General features: G+C 39.0%; 16 protein-coding genes. 10 read left to right on the plus strand and 6 right to left on the minus strand.

What is annotated here, in order from left to right:
* Window positions 1-138 precede the first annotated feature (138 nt).
* Window positions 139-894: a DDE-type integrase/transposase/recombinase gene (locus P8O16_RS00175; protein ID WP_300309618.1), complete on the plus strand. Its 756-nt coding sequence runs from the start codon at window positions 139-141 to the stop codon at window positions 892-894.
* Window positions 895-909: 15 nt separating this feature from the next.
* Here the strand turns inward: P8O16_RS00175 and P8O16_RS00180 are convergent, their stop codons facing one another.
* On the minus strand, window positions 910-1,044 hold the full coding sequence (locus P8O16_RS00180; protein ID WP_300309620.1) for a hypothetical protein: 135 nt from the start codon (window positions 1,042-1,044) through the stop codon (window positions 910-912).
* Between the two features lie 24 nt (window positions 1,045-1,068).
* Here P8O16_RS00180 and P8O16_RS00185 point away from each other — a divergent pair, with 24 nt between their 5' ends.
* The 3 genes from P8O16_RS00185 (at window position 1,069) to P8O16_RS00195 (ending at window position 2,859) form a co-directional block, all read left to right on the plus strand.
* Complete coding sequence (locus P8O16_RS00185; RefSeq protein ID WP_300309622.1) at window positions 1,069-1,815, plus strand: hypothetical protein; 747 nt, start codon at window positions 1,069-1,071, stop codon at window positions 1,813-1,815.
* 2 nt (window positions 1,816-1,817) lie between these two features.
* Entirely contained in the window at window positions 1,818-2,246 is a 429-nt protein-coding gene (locus tag P8O16_RS00190) for a hypothetical protein (protein ID WP_300309624.1), read from the plus strand.
* A gap of 385 nt (window positions 2,247-2,631) precedes the next feature.
* Complete coding sequence (locus P8O16_RS00195; RefSeq protein WP_300309626.1) at window positions 2,632-2,859, plus strand: hypothetical protein; 228 nt, start codon at window positions 2,632-2,634, stop codon at window positions 2,857-2,859.
* Between the two features lie 357 nt (window positions 2,860-3,216).
* Here P8O16_RS00195 and P8O16_RS00200 read toward each other — a convergent pair whose 3' ends face one another.
* From P8O16_RS00200 to P8O16_RS00220, 5 genes are all read right to left on the minus strand, one after another.
* Window positions 3,217-4,470: a glycosyltransferase gene (locus tag P8O16_RS00200; RefSeq protein ID WP_300309628.1), complete on the minus strand. Its 1,254-nt coding sequence runs from the start codon at window positions 4,468-4,470 to the stop codon at window positions 3,217-3,219.
* A 78-nt stretch (window positions 4,471-4,548) separates the two neighbouring features.
* Window positions 4,549-5,523: a polysaccharide deacetylase family protein gene (locus tag P8O16_RS00205; RefSeq protein WP_300309630.1), complete on the minus strand. Its 975-nt coding sequence runs from the start codon at window positions 5,521-5,523 to the stop codon at window positions 4,549-4,551.
* 230 nt (window positions 5,524-5,753) lie between these two features.
* Window positions 5,754-6,131 (minus strand): four helix bundle protein, encoded by a 378-nt coding sequence (locus P8O16_RS00210; protein WP_300309632.1) that lies wholly within the window; start codon window positions 6,129-6,131, stop codon window positions 5,754-5,756.
* A gap of 265 nt (window positions 6,132-6,396) precedes the next feature.
* The gene (locus tag P8O16_RS00215; protein ID WP_300309634.1) at window positions 6,397-7,509 is read right to left on the minus strand and encodes a hypothetical protein; all 1,113 of its coding nucleotides are present in this window, start codon (window positions 7,507-7,509) and stop codon (window positions 6,397-6,399) included.
* A 700-nt stretch (window positions 7,510-8,209) separates the two neighbouring features.
* Window positions 8,210-9,148 (minus strand): GNAT family N-acetyltransferase, encoded by a 939-nt coding sequence (locus P8O16_RS00220; protein ID WP_300309636.1) that lies wholly within the window; start codon window positions 9,146-9,148, stop codon window positions 8,210-8,212.
* 952 nt (window positions 9,149-10,100) lie between these two features.
* Here P8O16_RS00220 and P8O16_RS00225 point away from each other — a divergent pair.
* The 6 genes from P8O16_RS00225 to P8O16_RS00250 all read left to right on the plus strand — a co-directional run bounded on the left by P8O16_RS00225 (window position 10,101) and on the right by P8O16_RS00250 (window position 19,613).
* A complete protein-coding gene (locus P8O16_RS00225; RefSeq protein ID WP_300309638.1) occupies window positions 10,101-10,925 on the plus strand; it encodes a polysaccharide biosynthesis/export family protein in 825 nt (274 codons plus the stop codon).
* A gap of 3 nt (window positions 10,926-10,928) precedes the next feature.
* The gene (locus P8O16_RS00230) at window positions 10,929-13,388 is read left to right on the plus strand and encodes a polysaccharide biosynthesis tyrosine autokinase (RefSeq protein ID WP_300309640.1); all 2,460 of its coding nucleotides are present in this window, start codon (window positions 10,929-10,931) and stop codon (window positions 13,386-13,388) included.
* A gap of 181 nt (window positions 13,389-13,569) precedes the next feature.
* Window positions 13,570-14,295 (plus strand): 3-deoxy-manno-octulosonate cytidylyltransferase, encoded by a 726-nt coding sequence (kdsB, locus tag P8O16_RS00235; protein ID WP_300309642.1) that lies wholly within the window; start codon window positions 13,570-13,572, stop codon window positions 14,293-14,295.
* A gap of 153 nt (window positions 14,296-14,448) precedes the next feature.
* Window positions 14,449-15,258 (plus strand): polysaccharide biosynthesis/export family protein, encoded by an 810-nt coding sequence (locus P8O16_RS00240; protein WP_300309644.1) that lies wholly within the window; start codon window positions 14,449-14,451, stop codon window positions 15,256-15,258.
* A 51-nt stretch (window positions 15,259-15,309) separates the two neighbouring features.
* The gene (locus P8O16_RS00245; RefSeq protein ID WP_300309646.1) at window positions 15,310-17,709 is read left to right on the plus strand and encodes a tyrosine-protein kinase; all 2,400 of its coding nucleotides are present in this window, start codon (window positions 15,310-15,312) and stop codon (window positions 17,707-17,709) included.
* Between the two features lie 1,322 nt (window positions 17,710-19,031).
* Window positions 19,032-19,613: a hypothetical protein gene (locus tag P8O16_RS00250; RefSeq protein ID WP_300309648.1), complete on the plus strand. Its 582-nt coding sequence runs from the start codon at window positions 19,032-19,034 to the stop codon at window positions 19,611-19,613.
* Window positions 19,614-19,729 lie beyond the last annotated feature (116 nt).

Raw genomic sequence — 19,729 nt, forward strand, 5'->3', positions numbered from 1 at the left:
ACCTGTCAAAAATTCTTTAATCATTGACTCTCTCTCTGAAAGGCTTAAAGAACCGCCTGTTCTTGTTTTTTCTCTACTCATAGTTTACGGTTTACGTAAACTCATTCTAGGACAAGTCATACCCTGAACCCCAATTGGATGGGCAGGGATAAGTTTTGTGAGCTTTTTCTCGAGCTGGGCTACGGTGTTAAGCGGGTCAGAAACTACCATCGGACCACTTATAGCGGAGACTTATATTATCCCAATCTAATTGAAGGAATGAGTGTCAACAGGCCTTTCCAAGTGATTCAGAGTGATATCACTTACTTCCACCTTAACGGGGAGCATTATTATCTAGTATTTATCATTGATGTCTACACCCGGTTGATTGTAGGATACGCAGTGAGCGACCATATGCGCACTGAAGCGAATATCAGCGCATTGAAGATGGCTTTTCAGATAATGAACGGTCAACCTTGGAGTACTATTCATCATTCAGATCGGGGATCTCAGTATGGAAGTCATGCCTATACAGAGTTGTTGACCAAACAAAGTATTCACATCAGTATGGGATTAGTTGCCTGGGAAAACCCCTATGCAGAACGGGTCAATGGAATCATCAAAAATGAATACCTGAAACTGTGGGTGATCCGCGACTTCAAAGATCTGAAGAGAAAAGTGACAAAAGCGGTCAACCATTACAATGAAAACCGACTCCATCGGGCTTTTAAAATGGACTATACCCCAATGGAGTTTTACAAAAAACTAATAGATTTACCTACCCAAGAAAGACCGACGGTGAATATTTATACCGAAGGAAGACAAAACTTCCAAGAGGCATCGAGCCCCTTGGAAGTTTACCCAAGAGAAGAACCTCTGGCTCATAATTGCCCGATGGAATTAAATAAATGTTGAACCAAACGGTCAACGCTATTCAGGGAAGTACAAACCTCCAACCTCCCACTTCCCACTTCCGACCTCCCACTTTCCTGCTAAATCTGCAAAAACTGACTTAAACTGCACATTGAGTTGATGAAAAACTGATTTAAATACAGATTTGACCATGTTTTACTTAAACCAATGTAAAAAATGGCAAAACAAACAAGTGTGTTAACCTTAGAGGGAAGAGTTGGAAGACTTTCCTTCTATAAAACAAAGGACGGCTATTTGGCCAGGGAAAAAGGTGGGGTTTCAAGATCTCGAATTCAGAATGATCCCCGATTTGCGAGGACTCGGGAGAATATCCGAGAGTTTACCGATAATGCGAAATCCTCCAAATTATTCAGGGATGCCCTAAGACCGGTAATCTCCAAAATAGGAGATAAGCGACTGAGTCAAAGAGTCACCCAGACTATGATGCAGGTTCTCAAAGCAGATGAAAGTAATGTTCGGGGGGATCGAAGAGTTAAGGACGGAGATTGGACACTCTTGAATGGTAAGGAGCTAAACGCCCTGTCTTCACTTGGAAGTACACTGTTCTTTGAACTGATTTATGTGGATTCTCCAGCCTCTTGGTTGGTGAGGATTCCGAATTTCTCTCCTCAGGACTTTGTCGCCCTTCCATCGGGCGCTACCCATATGAGACTCAGCGCAACCGGGGTAGGTTTGGATTTTGATACTGAATCCAGATCAGTGCAAGTGGCCACATCAGCGCTTCTTTCTGTAATCGAACCTGCATTAACCTTCGATTTGGTGGTTGACAAAACGCAGTTGCAGGGTACACATTGGGCTTTTGTCTTGAGTGTGGAGTTTGTACAACTGGTGAATACCGTGGAGTATTCTATCAATAATGGAGCTCACAATGCTGCAAAAATTGTAGCAGTACAAAAATCCTAAGTATGAGGCTCCATTTAATCAGAAGATATAAGCCCGGGGAAACGATCGGTAGGTTAGTGCTAGGCACAAAACTTATTTGTATTGTTCGCGAAGCTCCTAAAGAATGCTTTAATGGAGCTTATTCATGCTTGTCGGAGGGTCTTTATTCCTTAATGCCAATCCATACTGAAGACAAAGGGTGGATGATTAGTCTAGGTACAAAGGGCTTGATCCTCCCGAAATCGGCAGAACTAAACCCGGGCAGCAATGAGCTTATTCCTTTCAGTTGCTTTAATGAAGCGAAGGTGCCAATGTTTTCAAGATTGGCCTTCTCCAAATTGTTTGAGCGATTGGAGCTGGAATGGGCAAATGACTCAGTCGTTGAATTGCTGATTTCCGGGATCCCTGTTCCCTACAGCTTAGCTAAATGCAGGAGTCGATCACGGTGCTGACGGTTTTGGGAGTGGTGATATCCTTATTGCTCTCCATTATTGCCTATTTCCTGAAATACCTGTTTCAGGATTTTAGGGGAATGCAAAAAGATTTCCTTGAAATGAAAACCCGGCAAACTTTGCATCAGGGTGAATTGAAAAGGATTTCTGAGGTACTGCAATTGATGAAAAAGCAGTTGGGCAAGAGGTCAATTCCTCTCTAACCTATATGATTATCCGATTTCTTACCAGTAGCTTGATTTAAGGGCCTAAATCCCGATTGATTTCAGTTTTAGCAAACTTCGGTCTTCGGTCTTCCAGCCTAAAAATCAAATTTCCCTACTGTTGTAATTGCGGATATACATATTAATCTATTTCACTTCTAAAAATCAAAAAAATAAGCCGCATGAATATATTGAATGAAATAAAAAATCGAGCCATGGCACCTACGCCTCCATTCTTTCAGCTATTGAAGCGGATTGGTTTGGTCGTAGCAGCAGTGGGAACAGCAGTATTAACGGCACCGGGAACTGTACCAGTCATTTTGCTGACTTGGGCAGGCCATGCCATAACTGCCGGAACTATTTTGGTGACTATCTCTCAGTTGACTGTTGAAGAGAGTCTTCCAGAGTAACGCTGAAAAACAATAATCTAAAATAATATCTGATTAATTGAGAGGCTAGGATTCTGTCCTAGCTTCTTTTTTTTGATGGGGAGAATAGAGAATGAAAGAATAGAAATTAGTAAATCAGTAAGTCAGTAAATAAGTATATCTGTAAATCGGTAAAAAAGTATGGGAAGGGGGGGCGATTTATAATTCTTGATTTAAAAAATAAGGGAAGTTTTTTTAATTAGGAGCTATAATATAATTTTTTAAGCATTCTTGATAAGGATCAAAAAGTCATTTAAATGCAGTACCATTATTAATAACTTCAACTGGTTAATTGAACTAATAAGGCTAGTGCATTTTTATTAAATGATGGGGATTCCCTTACCTAGGAACTAGATCCTGATAAACCTTTTCCAATTCGGCTACCATTTTTTTCATACTAAATTCCTTAATCACCCGATCTCGGGCAGCTAGCTTCATTGCTTTCAATTCTTCTGGATTCTGGATCAATTGTATGCAATAATTTGCGAGCTCACTCCAATCTTCAATCGCTGTAAGAAACCCTTCATTTCCCTGAGTAATCACTTCTCCAATTCCTCCTGCACGAGTAGCAACCACTGCTATTTCGCATGACATAGCTTCCAACATGGCTATGGGTAAGCCTTCAAATTCAGAGCTGCTGAGATAGATATCCATAATGGAAAGGTAGGGGATCACATTTTTTTGAACTCCCACCCAGTGGAAATTTGAAGATTTTCCTGAATCCTGAATTTGTTTTAGAATACGCTCTCTCCACTCTCCGTCACCTACCAAAACAAAATGTGCTTCTGGACAGGTCTTTAAAATTTCTAAAGCAATTTCCACCCATAGCCAGAGTCGTTTTTGTGAGCGAAAGACCGCCACTTTACCGATTACTTTGGCTTCTTCAGGAATTCCTAATTGGGATTTGAGCGAACTAGAGACTTGAAGATTTGGAGCCCCGATAGCTGTCGTGGGAGATTCCCGATAACTATCGTGACCATTCTCTATCTTCTCATTCTCAATTCTCTCACTCTCTAATCTCTCATTCTCAATTCTCCTAAAAATCTCAGTATTCACTCCATTCTGAATTACTTTTAGCTTCATCCTACCTCCTCTTGCATAAGGGGACCAAATGGAGTTGAGCCGCATAGAAAGTGCTACTTCATTGGATACAGCTATTACCACATCCTGCTTTTTAAAACTAACTCGATTGCCCCAATAGGACACCTTATTGTATCGGTCCCAAGTATTATGTTCAGTATAGACAATTGGAGTTTTCAGCGTATTACCAACGGATCGAGCAAGAATTCCTGCCCAAGGAAGATGTGCATGGATTAAGTCAAACTTATGTGCTTGAACAAATTCCCTGACCTTTCGAACTTGAAGGAATAAGCCCAGATTTCCGGAGGGGAAAAGATGAACCTGAATCCCAGCCCGCTCAAATTCATCTACGATATTATTTTCTTGATGATAAAAATAAAGGCAATGGAATTCAAATCGATTTTGATCGTGTACCAACGCCGTCTCCGGAATTAGTTTTTCCGCACCACCCCGCCCAAGACTTTTAATCAGATGAAGTACTTTTATTTTATTTTTAGCAATGGGGTCTGTCATCAATTGGGTATTTCTTGCTTTTTAAATCAGCAATTCTTGTTCATATCTAGTTTGAAATAGAGGCAAAAGTAACCGAAGTTAATCAGGTAATCTCATCATTTCACCTATTTGGCCCATATTCATACTTTGCATTCCCCATTTTTCATTAAGCCGGCGGTAATGAATTAAAATGGTTTTAAGCTCTGATAATGCACCCTTCGGATCTGTACCGAAGTTATGAGGATGCCACCATAAATGATAGACTTCATTCTTTCTGGCAGCAGTACTCATTTCATTTTTTACTCGGCTTAGCCTGACAGAATTAAATAAAACATTGGATTTGGAATAAGGTCTAAGGATTCGAGAAGCTGGAATTAGGAGGGGTTCATTTCCGAGTTTGACTAACTCCTCTTTTTGGAAAGAGGTCCTCTTAGCAATAGGGAAAAAGCAATCCGCAGACCGAAACCATTTCTTGCTTAAGTCTTCATGTTGGGTTTCTTGCCAAAACCAGTTTTTGGGATTGCTCCGTACCTGAGTATAACCTTCCTCCAGACAAATCGGCAGGTAAAGTTCATTGACATGATTTCTGGGAAAAACCAGCGAGTTCATTTTTACTCCAAATTTTTCTTGGGCAATTTTTTGGGTCGCACGTAAATCTTCCCGAAACTGTGCAGGGCTTTGTCCCCTCATCAAGGTATAATAGTGTGCGAATGTGTGCGAACCTAATTCCTGAAGAGGGGTGTCAAGAACTTTTTTAATCAATTCTGGTGCAAAATGAACTTCAGGTCGTATCCCATTTGCTTTAGTCCATTCGTATGCAGAGAGGCTTTTATCGCGATAGCTTGGAAGATTTGCAGGGGAGTATGACCTCCATTCTTCCTCATTCTCTGCAAATAGCATCCCAACCGTAGCCCAGGTAACTGCAATCTGATTTTCCGCGAACAGATCAAGCATTTCTGGTATTAGTGCTCTGGTGTTTGAAAAGTAATCTTTACTATACTTCGTGCCCACTTTGTCAAAAATCCCCCAAAGGAGTTCAAAGTCGAGACTTATTGTGAAAATAGCTTGAGACATGTTAGGGATTTGGTAATTAGTAAATCGGTATTCGGTAAATGGGTAATTAGTAAATTGGTAATCAGTTAATCAGTAATCAGTAAACTGTGAATCAATGAATCAGTATAAGACATGATTTGGTATGCATGGGTTATCGGTCGTCCGACATCCGTCTAGAAAAGCAAAGAAAATAAGGCTACAGTTAGCATTGCTGATAATCATGTAGATTTATTTAATTCAATTTTCGAGCTTTATTCTTTTGATCTTTTATTTAAGTAATTAATATATCCATTTATCAATCTCATGGCTTCCTGTACTTGGGGTACCAATTTTTCACACAATTCTTTTGAACAATATCCTTCCTCTTCTGCAATAAGAATATGATCAATAAGTTCAGCGCAGGATCCTCTTGCCTGATAGCAATATTTGACTTGATCTTTATAATGAAATTTTCCCCAGCCTTCAGCTAAATTATTGGTAGTAGACCTTGAAGCGCGAATAATTTGATCAGTGAGTTTATACTTTTCATCAGCAGGAAGTTTTGAAATTAATTCAAGCTTTAAAACGATCCTCAAATCTCTACATTTCTTCCAACACTCGAGCGTCCTAAAATCTGAAAGTTCAGCCATAAAATCATTTTCTGAGTTAAATCCTCCCGAAACTCGATTACGAAATAAAATCAACCAATCTCCTAATCAACTAATTTACTGATAACTAATTTACTGATCAACCAATCTCCTAATCAACTAATTTACTGATCACTGACTTACTGATCACTGACTTACTGATCAACCAATTTACTGATCACTGACTTACTGATCAACCAATCTCCTGATCACTAATTTACTAATTTTCCAATCAACCAATTTACCAATCAACTAATCAACTAAACCATCACTTCCCCACCAATTCCGCCTCCGCGATACGGCTTCTTTCTTCTTCTACAATTCGATTGAATATTTCCCCTCGTTTTTTGATTCGGTTTTGTTTTTCCCAATCCATAAATGCAATAATCACAAAAAGCATAAAATACATGATTTGAGATTTTTGGCGTATGATGATTCCCAAGTTTGACATCACGAAGGTCATGGAAATGGAAATAGAGATAAAAACTACTCCTGACATTTTCACCATTGCAGGTGCAACCTTAATGTAATCGATAAAACTTTTCTTTAAAATTTTGCTAAACATGTAGATGTATAGTGCATTTTCAAATGAAATGGCGATGCCAAGGACATTTGGAGAATCAATGAATAAGGGTCTGAACCAAAAGGTAAATAACTTCATCGGAAGACTATAGGATGACATATCTACCCCAGATCCAGCAGATTGTAGCCTTTGAGCATTTAGGCCAGTCTCCTCCTCAAAACTTTCAATTACATTATTCGGGTCATATCCAAGAAAAGTCAATAGATCCTCATATACAAAAATGCTCATGGCTATGGCCCCAATTGCAACAAGGTACTTCTGATATGCAGGTACTTTTTCTTTCCCTAAAACAAATCCAACGCCCATTCCTATCAGAATTGCAAATAAAATATGTGGTCGAATCATATAACATATAAAACCACCTAAGAGTATATAAGGTATTCTTTTTCCCGGCCAAGATAGCCCATAAGTTAATATGGCTATTCCTGCAAAAATATAGGCTCCTTTGCCCAAGGATGCCGTCCAGAAGTGCATATTTGGCAAAAACATAAAAATGGTGATCGCATCCCAACCCTCAAATTTTGGATTGAATCGAAGGTTTTCTTTGAAAAAGCAATAGAAATAGACGAAACCCCAGAATCCTACCCAAGAGCTGAAAAACATCATCATATCATAGTTGAACCCCAGCCATGTGGCAAAGGGATAATTCACCCATTCGATAAAAAGCGTGCCCGGCTCAAAGGCATCCATCCAATTCCTGTAATATCTATGGCTATTAAAATAATTAACAGAATCAGATCTATTTAATTGGGCATAAGTCCAGTAAACCAAACCAAAAAACATATGGTACCAGAACATCTGGTTTAGCAGACCTGCCTTGATCCATTTATGCTCTTTTTGGAGATTAGAGAGGATGGGTTGGCTGAGACCAAAAAGAACAAATATAAGAATGACTGCTCCGAGCAAGGGAATCGAATTTTTCTCTAAAGATATTCAAGTGCATTGGGAATCCCAATTAATAGATTTCACTCATTGAGTAAATCTATAAAACCATTGCAATGACGACTAGATTTCTTCACCTGTCCCGTCATTGCGAGGGAGGAACGACTGAAGCAATCTGTTAGCCCTTACCGTCATTGCCAGGAAATAATCGACTCATTTAATTATATGTTGACTTTCATTTCCGAAGCAATCTGTTTGCTAATTACTCCAATCAAAAGATTGCTTCGGGTTTGCTTATTCCATTATTCCCGAATGTTTGATTAAAACCCTCGCAATGACGAGTTAAAAAGATTGCTTCACCTGTCCCGTCATTGCGAGGGAGGAACGACTGCAGCAATCTGTTAGCCCTTACCGTCATTGCGAGGAAATAATTGACTCATTGAATTATATGTTGACTTTCATTTTCGAAGCAATCTGTTAGCTTTCTACTCCTTGTCAAAAAGATTGCTTTGACTTTGAATTATCCTAAAAAAAGGAAGTTTTGTTCTAAAGTCTCGCAATGACGATTAACCCCTCGCAATGACGAATAACCCCTTCGAAATGAAGAATTAAAAAATCAAAAAACCTCCAAATCCCCTAAGCTCCAATTCCAATTCTGATCCAAGGGATTAAATAAGGGATTAACCTGCCGAAGGGTTACAATAGGCCCCATCGGAATAATTGGTAAAATCCCCAAATCCAATATTTTTTGATTGGCATATTTCAAACCTGAATAGGAAGTAAATCTGGCAGCAGCCAATTTTTCAGCATCTTTCAACTTTTTCCTGACTTCATTTTTTTCCTTTTTTGATAACTCTCTACAGGTAAAGAAATCTGCGATTCTCAACTCCCTGCCCATTTTACCTTCTTTGATTCGGTAGAATAATACATAAGACTCCCCATCAGAAATAAAATGATAGGGGAATAGCGGGCAATCCCTATACCTCCAAGCTAGATATCCTGGCAAAAGATGAGTATTCAATCCTGCAAGTGCGAGTTTTTCCTGTTCTATTTTATCGACAATGTTTTTGATTTTGCTCCAGGACTCTGGATTGATAGGAAGATTATTTTTTCCTTGACTGAAATGGAAATTGAGTTTCAAAGGCAGTTTACCCCACTTTTCCCAGCCCATTTTTAGGTAACCCGGAAGGCTGTCAGCATTGGGAGTGTTGTAGATAAAATCTATGCCTTCCTTTTCCATTTCCCCAATCAGATTCAGCGTCAATTTTTTAAAAATTCCCTGACCTTGGTAATCCGGGTGCACGGCCGTATCTACAGCCCTGCAGGCTTTTTTGATTATGCCATCTAAGGATAACTCCCATCGTAAAAAAGCTCGAATTCCAATCAGCTTTCCATCTGATTCAGCGACAATGACAGGAGAGGGCCCAAAAGGATTATTTTGATGCTTCCATCTCCATAGCGCCTCCGACTTGGGGATCAGAGATTCTCCCAAAGAAACTTTGAGCAGTTCAATGATTTGAGGAATATCGGATTCAGTGGCAACTCGAATAAGCATTTAAAGAGATTTTGTCGGTTTAGGTAGAAATACAATTGAAATATAATGGAAATACTATAGAAATAAGATGGAAATACTCCATCGCTTCGCTCGGAGAAATAAAGTGGAAATACGATAGAAATACTCCATCGCTTCGCTTGGAGAAATAGGATGGAAGGAACTACCACGAATTTAGTGGAGGCGGCTTGGGGGTTTTTGGATAAAATAGCAAAAAAACATTTTTTGGAACATTTTAGGAATACATCGCGGTAAATCTCTTCTACATCTTGTGATCACCCTATTATGAAAAAAAAATAACTCAGCGAAGCCTTTATGTTCTTCGTGATGGAAAAAATCCGTTTCCATCCTCCCGCACACACCTTCCTTTCCCAAAGGTAAATCCTGCGCGGGAGTACAATCAATCTATTTCTCTCAACCCCGGGTTTCGTACCTCACCCGGGGCTACTAATATTTGACCACTCTGTGGTCATTCTCAACTTTATCATTTGGAGCTATAATCAAATTTCACTCTTTAAAATCGCTGTATTGGAGAATAATTTTTAGCCCTATAAAAAACATAATGCCACTAAATTAAGGGTAGAAGCGACTAGAAATGAGATGGAAATACATCTGAAATACGGTGGAAATATATTTCGCCGCAGGCGTATTTCAGCAAAGCTCTATTTCGCGCAGCGTATTTCGTTGAAGACTTATTTCATCACAGGCCTATTTCAGCAAAGCTCTATTTCGCGCAGCATATCTTGCCGCAGGCGTATTTCTGCGAAGCAGTATTTCGCTAACCGAATTTCGTTGAAGACTTATTTCACCGCAGGCGTATTTCAGGAAAGCTCTATTTCGCGAAGCGTATTTCGTTGAAAACTTATTTCACCGAAGGTATATTACTTAGAATCATATAAAGAGAAGCTTAAAAAGTATTTTCTATCTTTGGCTATCTTTTTCCTTAAAGAAAAGTATGAGAAAAACCCTTTATTTTGCATTACTGCTCTTATTGTCAGTAAGTTGCATCAGTAATAAGCGTATCACCTATCTCCAAAATCTTCCGGATAATACACCTATTGATCTGGATGAATTTATTCCCTTTGCAACAGTTGATTATCAGTACGTCCTTCAGCCATTTGATATAGTGGAAATTGATTTTGCATCTTCAGATGCAGAATTGATCGAAGCCTTTTCTTTTCAGAATTCTCAAAGTGCAGGTGGAGGAATGGGAATGGGCGGCGGTGGAGGTGGTGGAGGAGGTTCTGATCCCCTTTATTTCCGAGGTTACAGTATTGATCAGGAGGGAAATGTGGAAGTGCCTAAGCTGGGGAAAATCAAGATCGCAGGACTGACGGAAGAAGAAGCCAAAGTAAAGGTGGAAACGGAGATCAATAAATTTTTCAAAGAGGAAATCTATGTCAAACTGAGAATGGCGGGGATTCGATATACTACCCTGGGTGAGTTTAATCGAGTTGGAGTTCAGGTTATTTTCAAGAATAGAGCCACCATTTTTGATGCCTTGGCAAATTCGGGGGAGACCACACTCTTAGGAAAGAAGAACAAGCTATTTATAATCAGACAATATGATGGGGGAAGCAAAATACACCAGATCAATTTAAATGACAGAGCTCTTTTGGCCAGCCCCTATTATTTTATCCAACCCAACGATATCTTGTATATGGAGCCAATGAAAATCAGACAAATTGGTACAGCAGATAATTTAACTGCTTCTTTGGCCTTGTTTGCTGGACTTTTGGCTTCTACTTTGTTGATGATTAATTTGGTCACAGGGAATTAAACTATGGAGAAATTAGATCTCAGCCAGTTAGATAATGAGGAGAAAGCACTCGAGATTAGGTATGTAGTAGCAAAATACATTCGCTATTGGCCTTGGTATGTGGTATTTATTTTTCTTTTTGTCTTTGCCACTTTTATGTTTCACCGCTATACTGTGGATGAGTATGAGGTGAGCGGATCCATGCTGATCAAAACGAATACTTCTCCGGAATCAAAAATTCTGGATAGATCCAATATTTTTTCCTCTGGTCTCAATCTGGAAAATGACATTCTCCGAATCAAGTCCAAGGCCCTGGCTCAGGAAGCGCTTTCCAAAGTGCATTTTGATGTAGAATACTACGCCAAAACTACGATTAAGGCTATAGAACTTTATGATCGCTCTCCGATTCGGATTGATGTGGATTGGTCACATATACAGGTAACCGATTTGCCATTGGAATTACAGATTTTATCGGAAACTAATTTCCGAATTCTGCCGGAGGAATCCGGAATGATGGATTTCAACTCTGCTATGGCCGCAGGGGATGATGCATTGTACGATAAGACCTATACCTTCGGGGATCCAATAGAAACAGGCAGATCCAAGTTTACAGTATTCCTTGTCAATCCCGCAAGAACCAATGAATCCATAGTTTTTAAACTGATAAATCCGGCCACTTTGGAGGATATTTATACAAAGGCTATACAGGTTACCCTTCAGAATGAATATAGCTCTGTACTTCGTCTGACCACAACCAGCAAAGTGGTGGAGAAAGGAAGAGATTACATTAACAGTCTGATGGAAGCTTACATAGGTTATGACCTGAGAGAGAAGAATAGAACTCAGGAGAATACACTGGCTTTTATCGAGGAGCAATTGGGTTTTTTACAGGATTCCCTGCAGGAGAAGGAGCGGGAACTACAGGATTTCAAAGTCGAGAATAAGTTGCTCGATGTTTCTGCAGAATTCTCCAATATTCTGGGCAAGATGAATACACTGGATGAGATGAATGCTGAGATTGACTATCAGCTGGAATATTTCAACCAGATTAAGAATTACATGGAGCAAAAGAGCAAGGATTTTTCCCAAGTAATTGCTCCTTCTATTATTGGTGTACCTGATCCGCTTTTGAATGGCTCTATCCAAACCTTGGTAACCCTCTCTCAGGATAGAAGAAGATTATTGGCTACTGTCAATGAAAACCATCCGGAAGTGTTGAAGATTGACGTTCAAATGGAGAAAATTCAGGATGTTCTTTTTGAAAACGTATTAAATCTGATCTCAAATACTGAGAAAAAGAAACGTAGTATTCAGGCAGAAATCGAGGTTTATGATGCTGAATTTTCGACTTTGCCGGAATCAGAATCTGAATACACGGGGATTTTTAGAGAATTTAAATTAAGAGAGTCCCTATTTACTTATTTACTTGAAAAGCGTGCGGAAGCAGGAATTGCCAGGGCTTCCAATGTATCGGATAATACCATCCTGGATTATGCAAAAAGGGGTACGCTGGTATTTCCTAAAAAACAGCAGAATTACGGTTTAGCAATTGTTTTGGGATTTTTGCTTCCATTTGGCTTTATAATCCTGCGTGATATGTTTGATGATAGCATCAAAGATCAAAGGGATCTCAAGAAGCATTTTATGATTCCCCAATTGGGAATTGTTGGTTACAGCGAAAAAGACACCAATATGGTGGTGCTTCAGCATCCAAAATCCGCTGTGGCGGAATCATTTAGATCCCTCCGTTCCGCGATTACCTATTTGGCTTCGGGAAAGAATACCAAAAAAATCTTGGTTACCTCATCCGTATCAGGTGAAGGCAAAACCTTTACTTCACTGAATTTGGCATCTGCCATGGCATTGGGTTCGAAGAAAACAGTAGTAGTTGGAGGAGATTTGAGAAGACCTAAATTGGCCTCTTATTTTGGAGAGTCTGATAGAGTAGGACTTTCTACCTTTTTGATTGGTAAGGTGGAGGCAGAAAAGATTGTTTTACCTACAGATCATGAAAACCTATGGTATGTGCCTTCAGGTGTCATCCCTCCAAATCCTGCGGAATTGCTTCAGACTCCAAAATTGACTGAGTTTTTAACCTATCTTGAGTCTAGGTTTGATGTAATTGTTTTTGATACACCACCTATGGGACTGGTATCTGAGACTATTGATTTGATGCGATTATTTGATATTAATCTCTATGTAGTTCGCCAGAATTATACCGTAAAGGATCACCTGGTGATGATCAATGACCTTTTTAACAACAAGCAGGTCAAAAATGTCTATGGGGTATTCAATGGAATTATCAATTCAGGATACCATTATGAAGGCTACAATTATGGTTATGGAAATACCTATCTGTATTCTCAGAATAATAAGTATATGTACAATTACTATGGAGATGACCTGGATACCAAAAAGAAAAAGCTAAAGAAGAAATCATTGAATTTTAGACAGAAGCTTAAAAAGTTATTCAAAACCCGCTAGTTGCCTAGATAGTAAAATACCCTGTTTCAATGATTATGATGATCCCTAATAATGCCTTTTACTTTACTTTGGAAGACCGAAGACCAGAGAAGGCCTAATTCGGGTTTTACCATAATTTTCTAAGCTTTAAATCAATCTACGGTCATAAAAGTTGATATACATTAAAGATTATTCTTAATTGATGAAAAAAATCGCCTTGATTCCGGCCCGATATGCATCTACCAGACTTCCTGCCAAATTGGTTCAGGATCTGGGTGGGAAATCCGTGATTCAACGTACTTATTTGAGTACCCTGGCAACAGGAGTTTTTGATGAAGTCTGGGTGGTGACTGATCATGAAACCATTCAGACTCAAATTCAGGACTTGGGAGGGAATGTTTTTTTTAGCCAAAAGGCGCATGAAAGCGGTTCTGATCGTATAGCGGAGGCACTTTCAAAGATTGAAGGGGAATTGGTTGTAAATGTGCAGGGCGATGAACCCAATCAGGACACCAAGGCATTGACTGACCTGGTGCATGCTTTTCAAGATGAATCTGTATCTGTGGCAACACTAATGACTAGGATTTCTGCTGAAGAAGCCCAAAACCCCAACTTCGTAAAAGTGGTAACTGATCAGGCAGGAAATGCGCTCTATTTCTCCAGAGCAATGATTCCTTATAACAGGGATGGCTTGCCTGATGTGTATTATTGGAAGCATATTGGAGTTTATGCTTACCGTCGGGAAGCGCTATTGGCTTTCACCCAACTTGAAAAAAGTTCTTTGGAAAGAATCGAGATGCTGGAGCAATTACGATTACTGGACAATGGCTATAAAATCAGAATGGTGGAGACTGATCATTTACCAATTGCGATCGATACCGCAGAGGATTTAGCCAACGCAAGGACTAAAATCCCGAAAATCAGTTAGTGCAATAAACAAACTGTTTTAAACCAATTTGGTTGAATGTGCACAAAACAAATTGCCAAAGTGTTTATCAAATTGATAATTATCGATTTCAAGATCAGTCAAGCAACCTAATTTGGTTAACTTTGCGATCTTAATTGAAAAAAAGAATCCTATATGCCGAAATTTCTGAAAGGTCTTACAATTGCTTTTTTGGCAATCGCCGCCTTTAGCTGTGTTTCAAACGAAAAGATTATATATCTACAGAATCTGGAAGGAAATGAGTCCATTCCTGAGGGGCAGTTGATTTCCTACGAAATTCCTGAATATAAACTTCAGTACAATGATATCATCGATGTGAACGTTCAGACCATTGATGATCTGATTGAAGGAGGTTTTAACAGTAAGAATATACCTGGAGGCAATCAGCAAATGCAGGTGGCTGGGCAATCCGGAGGAGATATCTACTATATGACCGGATACACAGTCAATGATCAAGGTAATATCCGATTGCCTATTGTAGGTGAAGTGCAGGTGAAAGATAAGACCATTGAAGAGGCTAGGATAGAAATTGAAAAGAAACTCAGAACTTTGGTTGTATCTGAACTTTATGTCAAAGTGAAGCTTGGAGGAATTCGATACTCAGCATTAGGGGAATTTAGACGCCCTGGTAAATTTGTAGTGCTGCAAGATAGAATGACCATTTTTGAAGCCATTGCAAATGCTGGAGATTTAACTCCTGTTGCCAAAAGAGATGAAATCCTTTTGATCAGACAATATCCTGAAGGTACCAGATTACATAAAATAGACCTCTTGGATAGAGGTATGATAGAATCTCCCTTTTATTTTATTCAGCCCAATGACCAGATTTATGCTGAGCCGATGAAAGTTCGTGAAATCGGAGCAGGTGAGAATGCAGCCCAATCTATTTCCCTTGTGATCTCAGCAGTAACAGCATTAGCATTGATCTTGAATTTATTGAAGTAATTATTTATGTATCCCAATTCCACAAATCAACCAAACCCTCAAACTCCATTTATGCCTCAAAAGGAGGATGAAATTGATTTGAAAGTACTTTTATTCAATTATTTACAATATTGGCCCATCATTGCGACCTGCATGTTTTTGGGTATAGCGTCCGCTTTTATTTTTAATAAATATGCTACCAATATTTATAAGGTAGAGTCAACAGTCTTGGTTGTGGATGATAAGCCAAGCCTTGGTACGGATCTATTTGAATCCAGTGGATTGGGAATGCTCCAGGGGAAAAGTAATATTGAAAATGAGATAGGGATTCTTAAGTCATTTTCTTTGGCTGAGGAATCTGTTAGTGAGCTAAACTTAAATGTACAGTACTTTGCAGAAGGCTTTTTTAAGACCTCTCAGATTTATTTAAATACCCCTGTTCTTGTTACAGTAGATTGGGATCAGCCACAGTTGGTGGGAGGGATGTTTAGGATTGAGGTCCTAAATGAAGATTCTTTTGAGATAGAAATTCTAAGTGATGAGTTTAGAGTTTTTAACCCTGCAGACCCTTATTACAAAACAATTCCTGAAAATGAGGTTATCCTTAAGAAATCCATTTATTCCTTTGGGGAATTGATTGAAGGGGAGAATTATGCTTTTACTGTGAATCAGGTATCTGCTCTTCCTGAAGATGTGCTTCTTTTTAATTTTGTGGATACACCTTCTTTGGCGCTGAAGTTTAAAACTGATCTAGCTGTCGCTCCGATCAATAAACAGGCATCGATATTATCCTTAAGTCTGGAGACTCCGGTTCGGAAGCTAGGTGAGAATTACATCAATAAAATGATGGAGATGTATCTTGACAGAGAGCTGAAAGAGAAAAACAGAGCCTCTGAAAGTACCATTCGATTTATAGAAGAGCAACTTACCGGCATCTCTGATTCACTTCGCTTTTCTGAGAACAAGCTTCAGGAATATAGAACAGAAAATAGGGTTTTCAATCTTTCTGAGGAGGGTTCTGTAATTTTTCAGCGATTGCAGGAATTAGAAAAAGAAAGAGGGCAGACTGAAATCAATCTGAAGTATTATCAAACCCTACGGACTTACTTAGCAAATAATCAAAATATGGAGCTTGTTGCACCCTCAATAATAGGGGTAACAGATCCACTGTTGAATTCACTGGTAGAATCTCTCAGTACACTTCAGGCAGATCAGAACAGGCTTAAATCAAATTTCTCGGATCAGGCGCCTGCGGTTAAGGAGAATGCCACCCGTATCCAAAACACCAGAAACGCATTACAGGAGAATGTAAACTCTGCGATTCGAAATACAGAAAATGTTCTCGCTGATCTAAACAGTCAGATCAAAATGCTTGAGCAGGATGTGAATTCCCTGCCGGAAACCGAAAGAAAGCTATTGGGATTCCAGAGACAATTCTCTATCAATGAGAATATCTATGTGTATTTGCTGCAGAAAAAAGCTGAGGCTGAGATTACAAAAGCAGCCAATATGCCCAAAAACTCAATTCTTGACTATGCCAAAACAGGTCAGTTACCGGTTGCACCCAAGCGCAGCTTAAATCTCTTGATTGGTTTGATTCTTGGGCTGATCCTACCTATAGGTTTTATTACGGTTAAGGACTTTTTAAATACTAAAATCGAGGATCCAAAGGAATTGGAAAATCAGATCAAAGTGCCTTTAATCGGTATGATTGGGAGAAATACCTCAGAGGATGCAATTCCGGTTTTAAATAACCCAAGATCATCAGTTACGGAATCTTTCAGATCGCTCCGGGCGGATATGTCCTATCTCAGTCCAAATCGGGAAAATCTGGCAATACTTTTCACTTCCTCTATTTCCGGAGAAGGAAAAACCTTTGTTTCAATCAATGTCGCAGCAGTGTATGCTTTGATGGGCAAGAAAACCATTCTTATTGGACTAGACCTCAGAAAACCGAAAATTGCGGAGCACTTTGGCTTGGTCAATGATAAGGGAATGAGTACCTGTTTGAGTTCTAATACTTCTTGGAAAGAAGTAGTAAAATCATCGGGCCATAATCACTTAGACGTTATTCTTTCAGGTCCAATCCCTCCAAATCCAGCTGAATTATTGCTGCAGGATAAATTTGGTCAAATCCTTCGGGAAATTAAAGCCGAATATGATGTGGTGATTTTTGACTGTCCTCCTGTGGGCTTGGTTTCCGAAACTAAGGAGCTCTTTGCTTTTTCTGATATCAACTTCTTTGTCTTTAGACAAGGATATTCCATGAAAGGGAATACTCAGATTCTGAATAACCTGGTAGAAAAAGGAGGAGTATCCAAGATCTATGGTGTTCTCAATGATGTTCATATAGACAAGGGCTACGGCTATGGTTATGGTTATGGCTACGGTTATGGTTATGGAAATAATAGCTATGGTTACCATGAGGAAGTTCAGTTGCCTTGGTGGAAGCGTGCTTTGAAAAGAAGATGAGAGATGTGGGATGTTTGATGTCAGGTGTCAGATGTCAGGTGTCAGATGTCAGGTGTTAGATGTCAGATGTAAGACATGAGATGTAAGATGGATTTCCGTTTTATGGTTTTGCCTAATTTTTAATAGGGGATTCCGGGTTACTAAAGTTAGTGTAGCTCAATCTTTTAAAGTCTTTAGGAATTAAAAGATTTGAAAATTGTCTAAATGCTTGCCTTTTATAGAAGCTTCAAAGGAGCGATACAATTATAGCCCCAGGTTTTAACCTGGGGTTTTTTAATTAAATGGGATTTCCGCTCCCGCGAAGAATTTCAATTTGGAAAAGGGGTGTTGGTGCGGAGGCTGGAAATGGATCTTTTTTTGAAGACAAAAGCCAGACAGAAGTTTTTTTAAGTCAATCCTCATAAAAGCAAGGGAAAACAGATCATGCTTTCTAGCGGAACACAATCCCTAATTCATTTTTTGAGCTGAAACTCGATGATCTTCATGGCAGCTCCGAAGGAGCCTGACTATTCATGACCCTGTACAAACTGCAGGGTAAATGAATCATCACCTATCCTAAAACTCTAGATTTGAAAAATTGTCCCAATGCTGGCGCTTTACAGAAGCTCCAAAGGAGTGATACAATTATAGCCCCAGGTTTTAACCTGTGGGGTATAAGAATTAAACAGCATTTTCGCTCCCGCGCAGGATTTCAATTTGGAAAAGAGATGTTGGTGCGGGAGGCTGGAAACGGATCTTTTTTTGAAGACAAAAGCCAAGTTGAATTTTTTTTAAGTCAATCCTCATAAAAGCAAGGGAAAACAGATCATGCTTTCTAGCGGAACACAATCTCTAATTCATTTTTTGAGCCGAAACTCTAGGATCTTCATGGCAGCTCCGAAGGAGCCTGACTATTCATGACCCTGTACGAAGTGCAGGGTAAATGAATCATCATCTATCCTGAAGCCCTGAAAGGGCGAGACTACATTTTCATATTTTATCGTCACTTGATTTTCCTAGGTTTTAAACTGCTTTAGTACCTATCGTTATAATACCGATAATTATCGTTACCAATGTTATGAATTGTTTCAATCCTTTAGATTTTTTTAAAGGCAATTCAATTCCCAAAAACCAAATTTATATTTTAAAAAAAAATCCTGGGAACTATGCAGTATCCTTTAATATAGATTTTCTCCGACTACCTCGATTATTAACCACAGTTATACAAAAAATGATAACAGTTATTCATTTAATTGTATAATATAAAATAAAATATGTAGTTTGAACTACAATTCAATGTACAACTAATATCTAAAATTTAATGAATTGAAGGTTAACTAATTATGAAATTACTCAATTTTTTCAACAAAGCTTTGACAGGCTACAAGTCTAAATCGCATATTTTAAATGGTTTAAGGGTAGATTACCAATATGCGGGAAAGCCTGTTCTTTTTGATCCATTTGTTATGCTCAAAAATCTTGGGTTTCAATATCCCCAATCTAGGGTTTTAAATTCCAGTCCCAGTTTGAAGAAGGAACTGTCTGCCATGGAATGCCTTAATATAGAGGGTTTGATCCCATCGGTGATTTGTTCCATGGAAATCCCTATGGGTAAGCTTGAGGTCAAACGTTACGTTAAAAAATCAGGGGATAAACTTTGCAGCAACTATGTGTTTTTTCTTGAGGGAGAAAAATTTGCTCATTTTTCCCGGATTTATGATTATGGAGAGACCATTGGCTCTGTTCTTGGAACACAGGAGATCTCCGATCAATTGAAGGGGAAGGAAAATCCAAAAATTTTATGTTTTCACATGGCCCAGAATGAGAAGTTTTTAATCGAAAATTTTGGTCATAGCCATTTTTGGCATGTCTTGGATTGGCAGCTGTTCGATGCACTTCATTCTACAAACAACATAAATTTATAGTACAAACTACAAAAAATATGGTGTACAAATTCTAGAGAAATTGCTGAAAAACTAAGGTCTAATACTACTCGCCTCACTATATTTGTAATCTCAAAAGGGCTTAGATCTTTATAGAC

It is taken from the genome of Algoriphagus sp., assembly GCF_029254265.1.
Lineage (GTDB): Bacteria > Bacteroidota > Bacteroidia > Cytophagales > Cyclobacteriaceae > Algoriphagus.